The sequence below is a fragment of the Pseudomonas cannabina genome, from assembly GCF_900100365.1.
GTDB classification, from domain to species: Bacteria; Pseudomonadota; Gammaproteobacteria; order Pseudomonadales; family Pseudomonadaceae; genus Aquipseudomonas; species Aquipseudomonas cannabina.
The window spans coordinates 4,368,726-4,384,916 of the sequence record NZ_FNKU01000001.1; the positions used below are offsets into that span (position 1 = coordinate 4,368,726).

Here is a 16,191-nt window from a genome sequence, read left to right on the forward strand (position 1 = left end):
GGGGATTGGGATGCCTGTATCGTTTAAAGGATGAACAGGCATTCTCCTGTGTCGATCAGTTTTGCGTAGGTGTGGATCTATCAGAGCTTTAGGGAGGCGCTGCAAAAATAGCCAACTGTCCCCACCCTTGGCACACTAAGTTCCTTCAACAGCCTCCCTCTCCGTGAGCGTTACGCGCGTGCAGAAGACCTTCTCCGAACTCGAATATACCGGCAAGAAAAAGCAGACTCGCCGAGATCGCTTCCTGGCTGACCTTGAACAGTTGGTGCCCTGGGCCCTGCTGGAGGCGCAAGTGGCGCCGTTTTATAGCAACACCGCAGGCAAGCGCGGACGCCCTGCGATAGGGGTGTCGCGCATGTTGCGCATGTACGTCGTGCAGCAGTGTTTCGGTTTCTCCGATGAAGGTTGCGAAGATGCCGTCTACGACAGCCAGGCCATCCGCGGTTTTATGGGTATCGACCTGGGTCGCGAGTCTGCACCGGATGCCACCACCTTGCTGCGTTTTCGCCGCTTGCTGGAAGTCCATCAGCTAACCCGGCTGCTGTTTGAAACGATTAACCAGCATCTGGCCAGCCGGGGGCTGCTGCTCAAGGAAGGCACTATCGTCGACGCTACTCTGATCGCCGCGCCGCCCTCGGTCAAGAACCGAGAAGGCAAGCGTGATCCTGAGATGCATCAGGCCAGGAAAGGCAATCAATGGCACTTTGGGATGAAGGCCCACATTGGTGTAGACGCCACGTCGGGGCTGGTGCACAGCGTAGTAGGGACGGCCGCTAACGTGGCGGATGTCACCCAGGTTGGCCAGTTGCTTCACGGTGACGAAACCTATGTTTCGGGTGACGCTGGATACACCGGTGCGGCCAAGCGACCGGAGCATGCTGAACGGGACGTTATCTGGTCGATTGCAGAACGGCCAAGCAGTTACAAGCAGCACGGCGAAGGCAGCGTGCTGTATCGGGTCAAGCGCAAAATTGAATATGCCAAGGCGCAACTGCGTGCCAAGGTCGAGCACCCCTTCCAGGTAATCAAGGTGCGCTTCAATCATCGCAAGGTTCGCTACCGTGGGCTGGAAAAGAATACAGCGCAGTTGTTCAGTTTGTTTGGGTTGGCCAATCTGATGCTGGCCAAGCGGTATTTACAACAGACGGCAGGATAAATCCGTCTGAAAGGCGGGACTGGCCCGCCTTTCAGCAAAATGAGGGCAGAAATCTGCTCGAGAAACGTAAAATAAGGCCGGCAGGTTGAAAAAAACCGGCTTGGAAATGGGGACGGTGCGAACGGGTTAATTGTTCAGCGTCTCCTTAGAGAGCTTCTCACCACTGAGCATGATTCAAACGAAATGCCGAGTTCTCTCCAGAATTCTAGCGAGCAAGCCTGCTTCGACAGACGAGACTGCTGGTCGGCGGAACTCTACGACATTACATTCAGCTAAAGGATAGGCGTGTGAAGACTCTATGATCGTTGCCACAGGCAGGTACGATTGATCGCCGATGTCCAAAGCTTCGAATGACAAAGTCAGCTGAGTGCCCTGTTCTGAGTAATCAAATTCATCAACGATTTTCATAAAAATGCTCCAATGCTGCTACCGATAACCGGTTGATCTCAAATGCCGCGCGAGGATAAACCCTGAACGATGAGAGATTCAAGAGTCGGAATAGCTTCCATTGTGACAAAAGCGACGGGATGAGCCTCCCTGGTTTGCATAACGCCCTCCGAGTTTTTCCGACCTTTGGGGTGAGCAGAGAAGAAGCGAAGAAATCGTGAGGGCGCTACGCCATCGAACGGCATCACTCTCACCTTATCCGTTTCATTCTCATTTTCAGTTATAGCATCCTCGTGAAGCTTCGTCGCAAGGCTCTTCCGGTAGGGCTCCAAAAAGTAAACCTCACGTACACCAGCTGCGACGATGTGCCGCGCACATGAATGACATGGATACGTGGTCACAAATAGTTTCCCATCACGGATTTTCCCGCCATCGGTGCTTCCAGCACTGAGTAAAGCATGCATCTCGGCGTGCACAGCACGAGAAAACTCAATCAGGCTCTTGAGTTGGGATTTCTTCCGTATTGCCTTGTAGACCTTTTCGCGGTTTGCTTCATCGATGAGCCCTTCGCTCGATAGCAAATCGACGATAGCGTTCGAGATGACCTCTTTCTCCTGATCGTTGGAGCATCGACCGCCTTCGAGGTTCCAGCAGCGTCGATCTTCATCTGGGGAGCTTCCATAAGACTCTGTCTGGTAGAGCCCGCCGAAGGCTTTGGGTACGTCATTCCACCCCGTTGCTAATATTTCCCCTTCCTCGCTTGTAATTGCAGCGCCGACCTGACGGGAGAGGCATGCGGAATTTCGTGCGGCGGAAAATGCTGCATACATAGCGCGCTCGTTGAGGGTTGGCGTCGCGATGACTGTTCCCAAAATGAGATCAAGGAATCGTTTAACGCGTCCTTTGCGATGCGTGTCGGTCGTTTTTTCTACGCGTAAGAAGAAGTCTGCTTGCGGAAAGGTGTCTTCGACTCGTTGCCCGTGATCCATCTCTTCGCCGGAGTCTCGATCGATCAGATCGTGAATCTGATCGCCTTGGCCTTTGTAGCGTTCTAGCCTGGTGATTCGTAGCTCAATCGGGGAATAGACGCCTACCACATGCAGCATGTCCCCGTAGACGGAGCGCAGCAGGCGGAGTTCGTCGATATGTTTAATTGAGTCGATAATGTGGCAATAGCGGACAGTGATCTTTGGAGTCGGCGGCGAACCCGAAGTGTCGAAAAGGTCAGGCTCTTGAATTTTTTCAGCAGCCTGCTGCGCTTCTTCTCGTTCAAGGGTAATTCGACGAATGGCGAAGCGCGCCAAGATCTCGTTTCCATGTTCTTCGCGAAGTTTGTTACCTGCTTCAATTAGCTTGAGGATCGACTTCTCACCCGTCAGCGACTTTTGCTTACGGATTTCGTCACTCAGCCTGATGATGTTTACTTTTTCGTAGTTGTAATCGGTGCCAAGTAGCAGTTCCTGGAATGTTTTTGCCACGTCGTGCAACGGTGTTCCCATCGGTCCGCACAACGCGATAACAATCTCTGGAGTGATCGTTTTACCGATTGCACCGATGTCGTCGAAATGCCCGCCTTTATTACTGTTAGCCGATGCTATGAGACGAAAATCCGGAGCTGCCATAACGATCCCTGCTGGTAGGTGAGCTTCACTGGTGAATCATCGCACAATGACATCACCGTTTAGTAGCTTTGCGTTAAATAGCGTCTCCAAGCGTAGTCAGCAGTCGCATTAATTTCGAGAATTTCTCATTTATTTCGAAAACCGACAGCCACCGCCCACCAACGCCGGCCCCGATGCCGAGTGATGCGGTTGCCGAAACGGCCGCTGCGGCCAACTGGTCAGCGGCACCTGACTGGCGACCGACTGGATCGCCGCCACTTCCAGCGCTTCGTGCTCATCCAGCGGCGGCAACAAACCCGGCAGGCGACTGGCGAGCAACGTCTTGCCGGTGCCAGGCGGCCCACTGAACAACAGGTTATGTGCACCGGCAGCGGCAATCACCAATGCACGTTTCGCTGCGGTCTGGCCCTGCACTTCGCTTAAATCCGGATACGGCTTGGGCTGGTGCAACAGACCGCTGGACTGATACGGCGCAATCACCGTGCGCCCGTTGAAATGCGCGACCAGCTCCAGCAAATGATTGACCGCGAGCACCCGCAACCCCGACGCCAGACAGGCCTCCTCGGCATTCACCGCCGGAATGATCAGTGTCCGCTCCGCAGCACGCGCCGCCAGCGCAGCAGGCAACACCCCCTGAATCGGCCGAAGCGCCCCCGACAGCGCCAGCTCGCCCAGACACTCAACATCCTGCAACGCAACCAACGGGATCTGCCCGCTCGCCGCCAACAAACCCAGCGCAATGGCCAGATCAAAACGACCGCCATCCTTGGGCAAATCAGCCGGCGCAAGATTGAGCGTGATACGCCGCGCCGGAAAATCCAGCCCGGAATTGAGAATCGCACTGCGCACCCGGTCCTTGCTCTCCTTGACCGCCCCCTCCGGCAAACCGACCAGCGTCAGGGCTGGCAGGCCATTGGTCAAATGCGCTTCAACAGTGACCGCCGGGGCTTCCACTCCAACCTGGGCACGACTATGGACGATAGCCATCGACATGGATCATTCCTTGATATGGGCGATGGGTGGGTATGGTGCTTTATTTGAGGCGCGGGGGTGGGTGGGGAATGGATACAGGGTGTGAGGGGGAGAAAGGTGTCACAAATTAAAGATGGTACGGCCTACGCCCTGAGAACGTACTTGCACACCTGCCTAGCGTTACAGCACGATGCCTGGCTCAAGACTAAGGACAGACACGATGATCAAGCCCCCTGAACAAGAAACCTCAATGTGAACTCACCTGTTTGTAAGGTTGGGAACGAAGATCTCGGTAACCGCATGATGAAGGTTGATCATGCGGGTGAGCATGGTGCGATCTGTATCTACAGCGGGCAATTGTTGATGGCCCGGCTTTTCGTTCCGAGCATGGTGGACGAGCTCAAAGAGTTTCTCTCCCATGAGCGACGCCATCGAACAGTCTTTCAGGAGGAACTGCAACGTCGTAATTATGCCCGCTGCCGCAGTTATTGGTTGTGTGGCATCGGCGGCTTGGCATTAGGTCTTCTGACTGGCATCTGCGGCCGCAAAGCCATTGTCGCTACTACCGTCGCGGTTGAAAGTGTGGTGCTCAAGCATTTGGCGCACCAGCTTGATGTGCTCGTCAATATTGATCCCTATGCGGTGGCGGCCATTACTTCGATTGTGGAGGAAGAGCAGCATCATCATGACCACTCAGCGGCCCAGATTGATGTGCGCGATCCTTGGTTTCGAATGCTGACGCCCATGGTGACGGCATGGACTGAGGCCGTAATCTGGATGGGTATGCGCTCTTGAAAACGTGTATGACGCGTCGGTTTTAGTTCAGCTCCAGAATCTGCTGCTCCAACTGGCGATTTCGTTGCTGCTCATTGGTCAATGGCTTGCCAATTCCCGGCTCACCCAACAGTTCGGCCTTTTATTGCTCAACCATCGCCGCACTGCCGTATCACTCAGATTCATGTCGAGACAGACCGAGTTCACACTCTGCCCCTGACCAATGATGAGCTTGCAGACATCAAGCTTGAAGGCTGCATCGAATTTTCTGTATTTCTTGGTCATGGTGATTCCTCAATGGGTGTAGTGTCACCCACTGAGGTGTCCGGGGTTATTAGACCACTACACTGGACGCTTCGAGCGCCTGCTATCGCGTCGGCTATGAAAGCCCGTCGCAATTCAGCAGGGAGTACAGCCGTGAGTTTGGCTGTCCGCCTTCGACAGATCTCAGCCGAGTGCGGCAGATCGGCTGATATCCCCGTCCGACATCAGCGTCCGGGCGCGGTCGACCGCGCATATTGGTCCTGACTGATCCACCCGGTAAACGAACGATCATCGGCATTGATGAACTCGTCCGGCTTGTGCCCCTGCTCCATGCTGCCCGGCCCGCAGACCACTGCCGGGATGCCTGACTGGTTGAACGACCCACCTTCGGTTCCGAAGGCAACCGTGCCGAACGCGCGGGAGCCACAGAAACCGGCGATCAATTCCGCCGCCTGGCGGTGCAGGGGACTATCCAGCCCCGGATAGCTCGGCAGTTCCGTGAAGCGAATCTCGCTCCGGGCACTGACCATCACGTCACTAATTATCCAAATGAAGGAAAAGTCCCACATGACTTGCCGAAGGGCCGCATTGCAGGTCGTCGTAATGGCAAATAAAGCATTGTATTAACGAATAACGTTAAGCTTTAATCATGATTGTGAGCTTTAAATGTATGCACACGAGATCTCTATTTTTTCATGGCAAGACGCGGTTATGGCCATCAATCAAGTCTGTTGCCGAGCGCAAGCTTGCAATGCTTGATGCTGCTACCTCGACGCTGGATTTGCGTTCTCCGCCTGGTAACCGACTGGAGGCGCTCGATGGAAGTCGTTCTGGCCAATACAGCATCCGTATAAACGCTCAATTCAAGATTTGCTTCGTCTGGGGCACCAACGGCCCCGAGGATGTGGAAATTGTCGATTATCACTGAGGTACCCCAATGACCAAAAACGGAATGCGCCCTGTCCACCCAGGCGAGGTCTTGAAAGAGGAATATCTTAAACCGATGGGGCTGACCGCTGCAGCTCTGGCCAGGGCCCTCAACGTGTCGACGCCGACGGTGAACGACATTGTGCTCCAGCGCAGAGGCGTGAGCGCTGATGTGGCGCTGCGTCTTGCTGCATGCCTTGATACGAGCGCCGAGTTCTGGCTGAACCTGCAACTCGCTCACGACCTGCGCAAGACAGAAATGGAAAAGGGCGCTCAGATTCGTGACCAGGTCACGCGCCTGGCCTGCTGTGCATGACAATGCTCAGCGCTGCAGCACTGACAGCAATACAAGAGAAGCCCTTATTCGGCTTTTTCAGTCCCTGCGGCCCCGCCGACTTTCCCTTCCAGCTCGGCCATTTTGGCCTCCAGCGCCTCAAGACGGGCGCGGGTGCGGGTGCGGGCGAGGACGGCCATCTGGCTGTCGAATTCTTCGCGGCTGACCAGGTCCAGTTTGCTGAAGCCACTTTGTAGCAGGGCCTTGAACTGAGTTTCGAATTCACTGCGAGGGACGGGCGTTTCGCCATTGAACAGGCGCGAGGCGTGGCCGCTGAGGGCGTCGAGGAAAGCTTTGGGCGCGATCATGATGATTTTCCTGAATCAGTTGGGCAGCAGTGTAACACGCAGCGTCTATAGTCATTTCTGGAGGTGTCAGGTGCACGCTTATGGAGCGTCGCCGGATGCAGGTGCGCACCATGCTTGTGCGTTGCCTGCGGGCGGGGTCGTCCATTACCGCCCTGAATACGCACAAGAGCCTGTATTCAATGAATATTCACGAGATGGCAAGCTTTCTGCTTAGTGGCTTATGACCCATGCACTGATGCAGTCGCTGTGACGAATGCAGTGCGGCAGGCGGAGCGGGGATGTGTTTCGTCACAAGCGGTTTTCTGGCGTCGGTCTGGCCTGATCAGGCGGCCGACACGTTACAAAGCCAGACACTGCGCTTAGACTTGAGTCGGGTTTGTTTTCCTGGGGCAAGTCCACCAATTCGGGAGAAAGTTTTCATGAAGCTAGTCACTGCCATCATCAAGCCGTTCAAATTGGATGACGTGCGCGAGTCGTTGTCTGAAATCGGCGTGCAGGGCATCACCGTTACTGAAGTCAAAGGCTTCGGGCGTCAGAAGGGTCACACCGAGCTGTACCGCGGTGCTGAATACGTCGTCGACTTTCTTCCAAAGGTGAAGATCGACGTTGCCATCGATGACAAGGATCTGGATCGCGTCATCGAGGCCATAACCAAGGCCGCCAACACTGGCAAGATCGGTGACGGCAAGATTTTCGTGGTCAATCTGGAACAGGCCATTCGCATCCGTACCGGCGAGACCGATACAGACGCTATTTAAGCCGCCAAACCCCAACGCCCCAGGAGAAAACAATATGACTCTGCGTCAATTCGCAGGGCTCGGTGCCCTGTTGTCCCTCGCATTACCTGGTCTTGCCCTGGCGGCTGATCCAGTGGCCGAGCCGGTGCTGAACTCTGGCGACACCGCATGGATGCTGACCGCGACCGCTCTGGTCCTGTTCATGACCATTCCCGGCCTCGCGCTGTTCTACGGCGGCATGGTTCGCTCAAAAAACATTCTGTCCGTGATGATGCAGTGTTTCGCCATTACCGGCCTGATCAGCATTCTGTGGGTCGTTTACGGCTACAGCATTGCGTTTGACACAACCGGTATGGAAGCGGGCGTCGTCAACTTCAATTCCTTCTTTGGCGGTATGGGTAAAGCGTTCCTGGCGGGTATCACGCCGGCGAGCCTTACCGGTCCTGCTGCATTGTTCCCTGAGGCGGTGTTCGTCACCTTCCAGATGACCTTTGCAATCATCACCCCCGCGCTGATCGTCGGTGCTTTCGCAGAGCGCATGAAGTTCTCCGCGATGCTGATCTTCATGGGTATCTGGTTCACGCTGGTCTACGCGCCAATCGCTCACATGGTCTGGGGCGGCGTCGGTGGTCTGATGTGGGACTGGGGCGTTCTGGACTTCGCAGGCGGCACCGTGGTGCACATCAACGCCGGTGTAGCCGGTCTGGTGGCGTGCCTGGTACTGGGCAAGCGCAAAGGCTTCCCGACCACCCCGATGGCTCCGCACAATCTGGGTTACACCCTGATCGGCGCAGCAATGCTCTGGGTCGGCTGGTTCGGTTTCAACGCCGGTTCCGCCGCTGCAGCCAACGGCACTGCCGGTATGGCGATGCTGGTGACTCAAATCGCTACCGCTGCCGCCGCGCTGGGCTGGATGTTCGCCGAGTGGCTGACGCACGGTAAGCCAAGTGCGCTGGGCATCGCTTCGGGTGTGGTTGCCGGTCTGGTTGCCATTACTCCGGCGGCCGGTACTGTTGGCCCGATGGGTTCTCTGATCATCGGTCTGGCTGCAGGCGTGATCTGCTTCTTCTGCGCCACCAGCCTGAAACGCAAGCTTGGCTACGACGACTCCCTGGACGCCTTCGGTGTGCACGGTATCGGTGGCATCGTCGGCGCGATCCTGACCGGCGTGTTTGCAGCCCCGGCACTGGGCGGCTTCGGCACCGTGACTGACATCGGCGCTCAAGTCTGGATTCAGTTCAAGGGCGTTGCATTCACCGTCGTCTACACCGCGATTGTGACCTTCATCATCCTCAAGGTGCTGGATGCCGTGATGGGTCTACGGGTCACTGACGAGGAAGAATCGGTTGGTCTGGACCTTGCGCAACACAACGAGCGTGGCTACAACCTGTAAGCACTAGCCCGCCAAAAAGAAATGCCCGGTGTCCGGGCATTTTTTTTGTCTGAGGTTTGTGGATAAACCCGGTGTTTTTGCTGTCATTGATCTTGCCCGCGTCAATGATCCCGGTTCGATGACGCAGCGCAGGTGACGTGATTGCAGGTGGCTGTGCAGACGTAGTCGTGAGCATTGCCATGACGGTCTTCGTCAACTTGCAGGGAAGCCGGTTTATTGCGCGCTTTGCTTTTTTCTCAGTCGAGTTAGAATGCGCGCCGAAGGTGCGGAGAACGGTATGTGGCATCAATCCAGAATCGCCTTGCGGGCCAGGCCTCGTGGGTTTCATCTGGTTTCCGACGAAATACAGGCAGGCCTGCCTCCGTTGCGGAATTGTCGTGTCGGATTGCTACACTTGTGGCTGCAACATACCTCGGCGTCGTTGACCGTCAACGAAAACGCCGACCCGGCGGTGCGTCGTGACTTCGAGCGTTTTTTCAACCGGCTGGTGCCCCAGGGCGTTGACGGCTATGAGCATGACGACGAAGGCCCTGATGACTTGCCCGCACATTTCAAGGCCAGCCTGCTGGGCTGTCAGTTGGTTTTGCCGGTAACGGAAGGCCGACTGGCGCTGGGCACTTGGCAAGGTATTTACCTGGGCGAACATCGAGACGCTGCCGGGTCTCGTAACGTCCTTGCCACCCTCCAGGGTGAATGGACATAACCGCTGGAGTCAGCGGTTGTTGAATTTTTCCGGCCACCTTAGTAATTCCGGGTGGTTGGGCTATAACTAATCAGCTTTCGCAAGTCATGAGGTAGAACATGAGCGACGACGACATTGATGACGACTTGGTAGACGACGTAGAAGGCGAGGATGACGGTGAGGAGCTTGCAGCTGCTTCTCCGGAAGACGAAGCGGTCGAGGTAGACGACTCCGACGTTCCGGCGGCACCCGCCAAAGGCAAGGCCAAGGCCGCAGTTTCGGTCGAGGAATTGCCCAGCGTAGAAGCCAAGAACAAAGAGCGGGATGCACTGGCGCGTGCCATGGAAGAATTCCTGGCGCGTGGCGGCAAGGTGCAGGAAGTGGAGGCCAATGTGGTCGCTGATCCGCCCAAGAAGCCTGAAAACAAGTACGGCAGCCGTCCTATCTGAAGTTGTGACTGCCTTGTGATAAAGAAAAGCCCGCCGTCGCTGCGGGCTTTTTCTTGGGCGCGTTTTGTACGGGGCGGGGCTAGGCCCAGCGGGCGAGTACTTCCGGCAACTGCGACAGGTTGTGGATCTCGGCATCCGGCAGCCTGTCGGCATCCCAGACTTTGCCTTGCGGGTTGTACCAGATGGCACGCATACCTGCCTGTTGAGCGCCTGCGATATCGTCGCTGGGGTGGTCGCCGACGTGGACAGCCGCGCTGGCGTCGGTCTTGCCGCGTCTGAGCGCTTCGAGAAACAGCGCCGGGTCGGGTTTGCCGATACCCAGGTCTTCGGCGCACAGGGCGAAGGTAAAGTAGTCCGCCAGCCCCAGCCGCCGCACATCGGCATTGCCGTTGGTGATCACGCCGAGCGTGAAGGTCTTGGCGAGAATTTCTAGGGTGGGTTGCACATCCGGGAAAATCTGCACCTGATGGCGGCCATGCAGGAACACTTCAAATGCCTGATCAGCGAGATCCTGCGCTTCGTCGGGCTCGTAACCGGCGTCTTCCAGGGCATGAAACAGCACCCGCCGCCGCAGTGCGCTGATCCGGTGCTTCAAGGTGGGATCAGCGGCCACCAGGCGTGAGCGGATCTCCCATAGATGCTCGACGGGAACGGGGCCGAGCCTGGGCGCGTGCTCGGCCAGCCAGTCACGCAGCGTGGCTTCGGCACCGACGATCGCCGGTGCGGTATCCCAGAGCGTGTCATCGAGGTCGAACGTCACCAGCTTAATCATCTGCAGATCCTTTACGTTTGGCGCGTGGATGGGCACTGTCGTAGACCGTCGCCAGGTGCTGAAAGTCCAGATGCGTGTAGATCTGCGTGGTTTTGATATCGGCGTGGCCAAGCAGCTCCTGCACCGCGCGCAGGTCTTGCGATGACTCCAGCAGATGGCTGGCAAATGAATGACGCAGCATGTGCGGGTGCAGGTTCTGCCCAAGCTCGCGCTCGCCAGCGGCCTTGACCCGGTTCTGCACCGCACGTGGCCCGAGCCGTTTGCCGTGTTGGCTGACGAACACTGCGTCGTCCTGCGGGTTGGTCAGGGCGCGCAACGGCAACCATGACTCCAGCGCCTTGCGCGCCTTGCTGCCGACCGGCAACACGCGTGTCTTGCTGCCTTTGCCGAGCACTTGCACCAGCCCGGCGCGCAGGTCCAGTTGATCAAGGTTGAGCCCGGTCAGTTCGGACAGCCGCAACCCTGACGAATAAAGCAGCTCCAGAATGGCCTGATCACGTTGCGCCAGAAAGTCTTCCTCGACAGCACCGTCGAGCAGTTGCGCCGCGCGGTCGGTGTCCAGGGTCTTGGGCAGGCGTCGCTCGCCTTTGGGCGGCGACAGGCCGTTCGCGGGGTCGTGCTGGCAGATGCCTTCCCGATTCAGGTATTTGTAGAACCCGCGCACGGCCGACAGCATCCGCGCCAGGCTGCGCGAGGACTGGCCTTGCTGATGCTGGCGGGCCGTGAAACTGCGCAGGTGCTGGATATCCAGATTCGTCCAGCTCGACAACCCGGCTTTCTGGCAGAACGCGAGCACTTTGCCCAGATCGCGTCGATAGGCTTCGAGCGTATGCGGCGACACCTGGCGCTCACTGCGCAGGTGCATGCAGTAGGCATCCAGGTGGTGTTCCATGGCTAGCGAACCGAACGTAGCGAGTGGGCGAAGCGAGGCAGCAGGCGGCTCAGTACGTCAGCGATGTAACTGAGGAACAGCGTACCGACCGAGCTTTTGTAGTGCTGAGGGTCGCGGCTGCCGATGGCCAGCACCCCATGCAGGCCTAAGTGGTTCAGGCTGGCGATGGCGGTCGAGCCGACTTCCCCGGCCTGTTCTGCGCCAAACAGAAAGGCCAGTTCATGCTCGCGCAGGGCGCCGCAGATGATTTTCTCGCCAATCAGGCCGCCGATGGCTTTCTGGGCCTCGGCAGTGCTGACCCAGCGCCCCACCGGCATGGGGTTGTCGCTGAACAGAATCAGGCTGACAAAGGGCACCTGAAAGTCCTGACGCAGGCTGTCTTCCACCGCAATCACCAACTCGTCCAGGCTTGTAGCGTCCATCAGCGCAAGGTTCAGGCGGCGGGTCTTTTCGAACAGTCGGTCGTTGTCGCGGGCGACGTCCATCAGTTGCGAGAGGCGATGGCGCATTTCGATATTGCGCTCGCGCAGCAGCTTGAGCTGGCGTTCGACCAGCGAAACGGTGTCGCCACGCTGGTGAGGAATGCGCATCGACACCAGCAGCTCGTCGTGCTCGGCGAAGAACTCGGGGTGCTCGAGCAGGAAAGCGATGACCGCCTCTGCTTCAAGGTCTGGCGCTGCGCTATCGACAGGCGATTCGCTGGGGGGGCTGGTGGAAGCTGGAGGCTGGTCGGTCATCGTATGTACTCGCTTAAAGACGAACTTGGCCTTCGTAGACCCGAGTCGCAGGGCCGGTCATCATGACGGAGTGTCCCGGGCCGGCCCATTCGATGGACAGGCGACCTCCGGGCAGGTCGATCAGCAGTGGCGAGTCCATCCAGCCCTGGCTGATGGCAGCAACTGCCGCCGCACACGCCCCGGTGCCACAGGCCTGGGTTTCCCCGGCACCGCGCTCCCAGACCCGCAACTGCGCGCGCTGGCGATCGACAATGTGGAGGAAGCCGACGTTGACCCGTGCCGGAAAGCGCGGGTGATGTTCGATTTTCGGGCCGAGCGTGTGCACGGGGGCATTGTTGATGTCATCGACGCGCAGCACGGCGTGCGGATTGCCCATCGACACAGCGGCCAGCTCGACCGTCTGCCCGTCGACTTCGACCGAATAGCGGGTGGCTTGCTGCGCTGCCTGAAACGGAATTTCTTCCGGAGCAAAGCGCGGCGGGCCCATGTCGACGCTGATCTGCCCGTCGCTGCGGATATCCAGTTCGATGATGCCGCCCTTGGTCTCGACGCGGATCTGCTTCTTGGCGGTCAGACGCTTGTCGAGCACGAAGCGCGCGAAACAGCGTGCGCCGTTGCCGCATTGTTCAACCTCGGAACCGTCCGAGTTGAAGATTCGATAGCGAAAGTCCACATCCGGGTTGTTCGGCGCCTCGACCAGCAATAGCTGATCGAAACCGATACCGGTGTGGCGGTCGCCCCACTGTTTGGCGTGTTTGGGCAGGATATGCGCGTGCTGACTCACCAGGTCGAGGACCATGAAGTCGTTACCCAGCCCGTGCATCTTGGTAAAACGCAGCAGCATGGGATTACTCCGGCAGCAGGCTTTCGCCAGCGAACAGCTCGGCCACGGTTTCGCGACGACGCACTTCAAAAGCCTGGGAACCGTCGACCAGTACCTCAGCGGCACGGCCACGGGTGTTGTAGTTCGAGCTCATGACAAAACCGTAAGCGCCGGCCGAGTGCACCGCCAGCAGATCACCTTCGGCCAGGGCCAGTTCGCGGTCCTTGGCGAGGAAGTCGCCGGTCTCGCAGATCGGCCCGACGATGTCGTAGGCACGCGCTTCGCTGTCGCGCGGGCGTACCGCGGTGACGTCCATCCAGGCCTGATACAGGGCAGGGCGGATCAGGTCGTTCATCGCCGCGTCGACGATAGCGAAATCCTTGTGTTCGGTGTGCTTGAGGTACTCGACCCGGGTCAGCAGCACGCCCGCGTTGGCCACAATAAAGCGCCCTGGCTCGAACAGCAGGCCCAGATCCCGGCCAGCGAGCCGCTCGCGCACGGCCTTGATGTAGTCAGCCGCCAGTGGAGGCTCTTCATCGCGATAACGCACGCCAAGACCGCCACCCAGATCAATGTGGTGCAGGTGGATGCCGCAATCGCCCAGCCGGTCGACCAGATCCAGCAAGCGATCCAGCGCATCGATAAAGGGTTCGAGGGTGGTCAGTTGCGAGCCGATATGGCAATCGACGCCGATGACTTCCAGATTCGGCAACTGCGAGGCACGAATGTAAACGTCTTCGGCAGCAGCAATGGCGATGCCGAACTTGTTTTCTTTCAGGCCTGTGGAAATGTACGGGTGGGTGCCCGCGTCCACGTCCGGATTGACGCGCAGCGAGATCGGCGCACGAACGTTGAGTTCGGCAGCCACTTCTTGCAAGCGCTCCAGCTCGTCGGTGGACTCGACGTTGAAGCAATGCACGCCGACTTCAAGCGCGCGGCGCATGTCTTCGCGGGTCTTGCCAACGCCGGAGAACACGATTTTTTCGGCTTTGCCACCAGCCGCCAGCACACGCTCCAGCTCGCCGCGGGAAACGATGTCGAAACCGGCGCCGAGACGCGCCAGGACATTGAGTACGCCCAGGTTGGAGTTGGCCTTGACCGCAAAGCAGACCAGATGCGCCATGCCGTCCAGCGCATCGGCGTAGGCACGGTATTGCGCTTCGATGTGAGCGCGCGAGTAGACGTAGGTCGGCGTACCGAAGCGCTCGGCAATGCCGGACAAGGCTACCCCTTCCGCGAACAGCTCACCGTCGCGGTAGTTGAAGGCGTCCATTTGAATCCCTTAAAGGTGCTGTGATTGCGATTTGGCTTGTTCTTCCGGGGTTTTGGTGTCGTCCGGCAGATACAGCGGGCCTTTCTGGCCACAGGCTGTAACAAGACACGCGACCGCGACCAGCGCAGCAAGCGAAGAGATCAGGCGCTTCATGGCGAAATCCTTTGTAAAAGCATTAATTGCGCCCGAGTATACCGACCACCCGGCGGCTTGCCTATGCGAGGGCCGTCCCGTCTGGCGGGCCTCGGGCATTATTACGATGATGAAACACAAACTGACGGGTAAGCTTTGCATTTGCCTGGCGGCGTCCGTATCTTGCCCGTCTGCGCCATCAGCAGACAATTATCGAGGTTTCCGTAATGAGTTTGACCGAAGCGCGCTTTCACGATCTGGTCGATGCGACTCAGCAGAATATCGAAGACGTCTTCGACGAGAGTGGTCTGGATGTGGATCTGGAAAACTCGGCCGGGGTGCTGACCGTCAAGTTCGAAGGCGGCACGCAACTGATTTTCAGTCGTCAGGAGCCGCTGCGTCAGCTCTGGCTGGCCGCTAAATCGGGTGGTTTTCACTATGACTACAACGAAGAGACTTTTTGCTGGGCATGCGATTCCAGTGATGAGCTGCTGAGCGAGATGCTTACGCGCTTTACCAAAGAGCAGGCCGGCGTCGAGCTGGATTTCTCCGAGATCTGATCGTGAGCCAGACACCCGCTCGTCCGCCCAAACCGCTTTTCAGTAACGTCAGCCCGGCGGTCGCTTCGCCTTGTATCAGTCTGTGTCGGCTCGATGAGCAAAAGGTCTGCCTGGGGTGTTTTCGCCACGTCGAAGACATCCGCGAATGGCGCTCGGCCGATGATGACCGGCGTCGGCAGATCCGCCGTGAAGCAGATGAACGGCGCGCTGGCTTCGAGGCAGGCCAGGCTGCGGGCTGAGCGCTGGCCGGGTTGTGTATTTGTTGCGCTGTGTTAGTGTCGAAGGCTGCTTCTCCCGATGGAGAGGCCCGTAAACCCCGCCCGTACCGGCGGGGTTTTGTTTTATTCATGGAGAATAAAGGAGTCTGCCCAGACCATGACCACTGCACCTGCCATCATCCTCACCCGACTCGACGTACAGCGTCTTGAGACTCTTATCGCCAGCCAGGACGAAGACACGCCGGGCCTTCAGGCGTTGCAGGCCGAACTGGATCGCGCCGAACAAGTGGTTGGCCACGATGAAGTGCCTGCGGGCGTTGTGACCATGAATTCACGTGTGCATTGCCGTGAAGAAGTCAGCGGCAAGGATTACCACCTCACACTGGTCTATCCGCAGGATGCCGGGGTAGAAGGCACTGTTTCGGTCCTCGCCCCGATGGGCTCAGCCCTGCTCGGCCTGCAAGTCGGCCAGCACATCGACTGGCCCGCTCCGGGTGGCAAGACCCTCAAGCTGACGCTGCTGGCAGTGGAATATCAGCCGGAAGCTGCGGGCGAGTACGAGTAACCGAAAAGCGGGGCCTCCGGAGCGGACCGACCGGCGCTCCATTTGTCTGCGATCTCGGTTTTGTTGGAGCGGACCGGGCGACGCTTCGCTTGTCCGCGATGGGTTGCAAGGCAACCCCAAAACGAGCAGCCTCGGCTGCATCTGATATACCGAGGCGGCCGGTTTTACTGTCGGTTCCCGACAGATCGCGGACAAGTCCGCTCCCACAAAAACC

20 protein-coding genes and 4 pseudogenes are annotated in these 16,191 nt (G+C 58.2%); 12 read left to right on the forward strand and 12 right to left on the reverse strand.

Annotated features, from left to right (window positions below):
• Window positions 1–178 precede the first annotated feature (178 nt).
• Entirely contained in the window at window positions 179–1,156 is a 978-nt protein-coding gene (locus tag BLT55_RS20680; RefSeq protein ID WP_007247761.1) for an IS5 family transposase, read from the forward strand.
• A 174-nt stretch (window positions 1,157–1,330) separates the two neighbouring features.
• Here BLT55_RS20680 and BLT55_RS20685 read toward each other — a convergent pair whose 3' ends face one another.
• From BLT55_RS20685 to BLT55_RS20695, 3 genes and pseudogenes are all read right to left on the reverse strand, one after another.
• Window positions 1,331–1,564: a hypothetical protein gene (locus BLT55_RS20685; RefSeq protein WP_054070124.1), complete on the reverse strand. Its 234-nt coding sequence runs from the start codon at window positions 1,562–1,564 to the stop codon at window positions 1,331–1,333.
• Window positions 1,565–1,602: 38 nt separating this feature from the next.
• On the reverse strand, window positions 1,603–3,165 hold the full coding sequence (locus BLT55_RS20690) for an anti-phage dCTP deaminase (RefSeq protein WP_011102963.1): 1,563 nt from the start codon (window positions 3,163–3,165) through the stop codon (window positions 1,603–1,605).
• Between the two features lie 141 nt (window positions 3,166–3,306).
• Window positions 3,307–4,158, reverse strand: a pseudogene (locus BLT55_RS20695) (YifB family Mg chelatase-like AAA ATPase); the annotation flags it as partial.
• Between the two features lie 279 nt (window positions 4,159–4,437).
• Here BLT55_RS20695 and BLT55_RS20700 point away from each other — a divergent pair.
• A complete protein-coding gene (locus tag BLT55_RS20700) occupies window positions 4,438–4,932 on the forward strand; it encodes a demethoxyubiquinone hydroxylase family protein (RefSeq protein WP_054999750.1) in 495 nt (164 codons plus the stop codon).
• 28 nt (window positions 4,933–4,960) lie between these two features.
• Here the strand turns inward: BLT55_RS20700 and BLT55_RS20705 are convergent.
• Window positions 4,961–5,196, reverse strand: a pseudogene (locus BLT55_RS20705) (transposase); the annotation flags it as partial.
• 77 nt (window positions 5,197–5,273) lie between these two features.
• Between BLT55_RS20705 and BLT55_RS20710 the strand changes: the two are divergent.
• Window positions 5,274–5,384 (forward strand): annotated as a pseudogene (locus BLT55_RS20710) (AraC family transcriptional regulator CmrA); the annotation flags it as partial.
• 15 nt (window positions 5,385–5,399) lie between these two features.
• Here BLT55_RS20710 and BLT55_RS20715 read toward each other — a convergent pair.
• Window positions 5,400–5,702: pseudogene (locus tag BLT55_RS20715) on the reverse strand (hypothetical protein); the annotation flags it as partial.
• 122 nt (window positions 5,703–5,824) lie between these two features.
• On the opposite strand from BLT55_RS20715, the gene BLT55_RS20720 reads away from it, so the two are divergent.
• Both BLT55_RS20720 and BLT55_RS20725 read left to right on the forward strand, forming a co-directional pair.
• Entirely contained in the window at window positions 5,825–6,103 is a 279-nt protein-coding gene (locus BLT55_RS20720) for a type II toxin-antitoxin system RelE/ParE family toxin (protein ID WP_074800843.1), read from the forward strand.
• A gap of 9 nt (window positions 6,104–6,112) precedes the next feature.
• A complete protein-coding gene (locus BLT55_RS20725; RefSeq protein WP_054999748.1) occupies window positions 6,113–6,418 on the forward strand; it encodes a HigA family addiction module antitoxin in 306 nt (101 codons plus the stop codon).
• Between the two features lie 44 nt (window positions 6,419–6,462).
• On the opposite strand, the gene BLT55_RS20730 is transcribed toward BLT55_RS20725, so the two are convergent.
• Window positions 6,463–6,744 (reverse strand): accessory factor UbiK family protein, encoded by a 282-nt coding sequence (locus BLT55_RS20730; protein WP_054999747.1) that lies wholly within the window; start codon window positions 6,742–6,744, stop codon window positions 6,463–6,465.
• 419 nt (window positions 6,745–7,163) lie between these two features.
• On the opposite strand from BLT55_RS20730, the gene glnK reads away from it, so the two are divergent.
• The 4 genes from glnK (at window position 7,164) to sutA (ending at window position 10,005) form a co-directional block, all read left to right on the forward strand.
• Window positions 7,164–7,502 carry a P-II family nitrogen regulator gene (gene glnK / locus BLT55_RS20735; RefSeq protein ID WP_002555808.1) on the forward strand — a complete coding sequence of 113 codons (339 nt, stop codon included), beginning with the start codon at window positions 7,164–7,166 and terminating at the stop codon, window positions 7,500–7,502.
• A gap of 34 nt (window positions 7,503–7,536) precedes the next feature.
• Window positions 7,537–8,874: an ammonium transporter gene (locus BLT55_RS20740; protein WP_007253166.1), complete on the forward strand. Its 1,338-nt coding sequence runs from the start codon at window positions 7,537–7,539 to the stop codon at window positions 8,872–8,874.
• A gap of 277 nt (window positions 8,875–9,151) precedes the next feature.
• A complete protein-coding gene (locus BLT55_RS20750; protein ID WP_007253167.1) occupies window positions 9,152–9,577 on the forward strand; it encodes a secondary thiamine-phosphate synthase enzyme YjbQ in 426 nt (141 codons plus the stop codon).
• Between the two features lie 98 nt (window positions 9,578–9,675).
• Window positions 9,676–10,005 (forward strand): transcriptional regulator SutA, encoded by a 330-nt coding sequence (gene sutA, locus BLT55_RS20755; RefSeq protein ID WP_007253168.1) that lies wholly within the window; start codon window positions 9,676–9,678, stop codon window positions 10,003–10,005.
• 79 nt (window positions 10,006–10,084) lie between these two features.
• Here sutA and BLT55_RS20760 read toward each other — a convergent pair whose 3' ends face one another.
• The 6 genes from BLT55_RS20760 to lptM are packed head-to-tail and all read right to left on the reverse strand — an operon-like array spanning window position 10,085 to window position 14,655.
• On the reverse strand, window positions 10,085–10,777 hold the full coding sequence (locus BLT55_RS20760; RefSeq protein WP_054999746.1) for an HAD family hydrolase: 693 nt from the start codon (window positions 10,775–10,777) through the stop codon (window positions 10,085–10,087).
• Window positions 10,770–11,669 (reverse strand): tyrosine recombinase XerC, encoded by a 900-nt coding sequence (gene xerC / locus BLT55_RS20765; protein WP_042914294.1) that lies wholly within the window; start codon window positions 11,667–11,669, stop codon window positions 10,770–10,772. Before xerC ends, BLT55_RS20760 begins: the two co-directional genes overlap by 8 nt.
• 2 nt (window positions 11,670–11,671) lie before the next feature.
• Entirely contained in the window at window positions 11,672–12,406 is a 735-nt protein-coding gene (locus BLT55_RS20770; RefSeq protein ID WP_054999745.1) for a DUF484 family protein, read from the reverse strand.
• Between the two features lie 13 nt (window positions 12,407–12,419).
• Window positions 12,420–13,250 carry a diaminopimelate epimerase gene (gene dapF, locus BLT55_RS20775; RefSeq protein WP_054999744.1) on the reverse strand — a complete coding sequence of 277 codons (831 nt, stop codon included), beginning with the start codon at window positions 13,248–13,250 and terminating at the stop codon, window positions 12,420–12,422.
• Window positions 13,251–13,254: 4 nt separating this feature from the next.
• Window positions 13,255–14,502 carry a diaminopimelate decarboxylase gene (gene lysA / locus BLT55_RS20780; protein ID WP_007253173.1) on the reverse strand — a complete coding sequence of 416 codons (1,248 nt, stop codon included), beginning with the start codon at window positions 14,500–14,502 and terminating at the stop codon, window positions 13,255–13,257.
• 9 nt (window positions 14,503–14,511) lie between these two features.
• Window positions 14,512–14,655 (reverse strand): LPS translocon maturation chaperone LptM, encoded by a 144-nt coding sequence (gene lptM / locus BLT55_RS20785; protein ID WP_074800846.1) that lies wholly within the window; start codon window positions 14,653–14,655, stop codon window positions 14,512–14,514.
• A gap of 206 nt (window positions 14,656–14,861) precedes the next feature.
• Here lptM and cyaY point away from each other — a divergent pair, with 206 nt between their 5' ends.
• From cyaY to rnk, 3 genes are all read left to right on the forward strand, one after another.
• The gene (gene cyaY / locus BLT55_RS20790; protein WP_007253174.1) at window positions 14,862–15,194 is read left to right on the forward strand and encodes an iron donor protein CyaY; all 333 of its coding nucleotides are present in this window, start codon (window positions 14,862–14,864) and stop codon (window positions 15,192–15,194) included.
• A 2-nt stretch (window positions 15,195–15,196) separates the two neighbouring features.
• On the forward strand, window positions 15,197–15,433 hold the full coding sequence (locus tag BLT55_RS20795) for a DUF1289 domain-containing protein (protein WP_007253175.1): 237 nt from the start codon (window positions 15,197–15,199) through the stop codon (window positions 15,431–15,433).
• 136 nt (window positions 15,434–15,569) lie between these two features.
• Window positions 15,570–15,977 (forward strand): nucleoside diphosphate kinase regulator, encoded by a 408-nt coding sequence (gene rnk, locus BLT55_RS20800; RefSeq protein WP_007253176.1) that lies wholly within the window; start codon window positions 15,570–15,572, stop codon window positions 15,975–15,977.
• The last annotated feature ends 214 nt before the right edge of the window (window positions 15,978–16,191 follow it).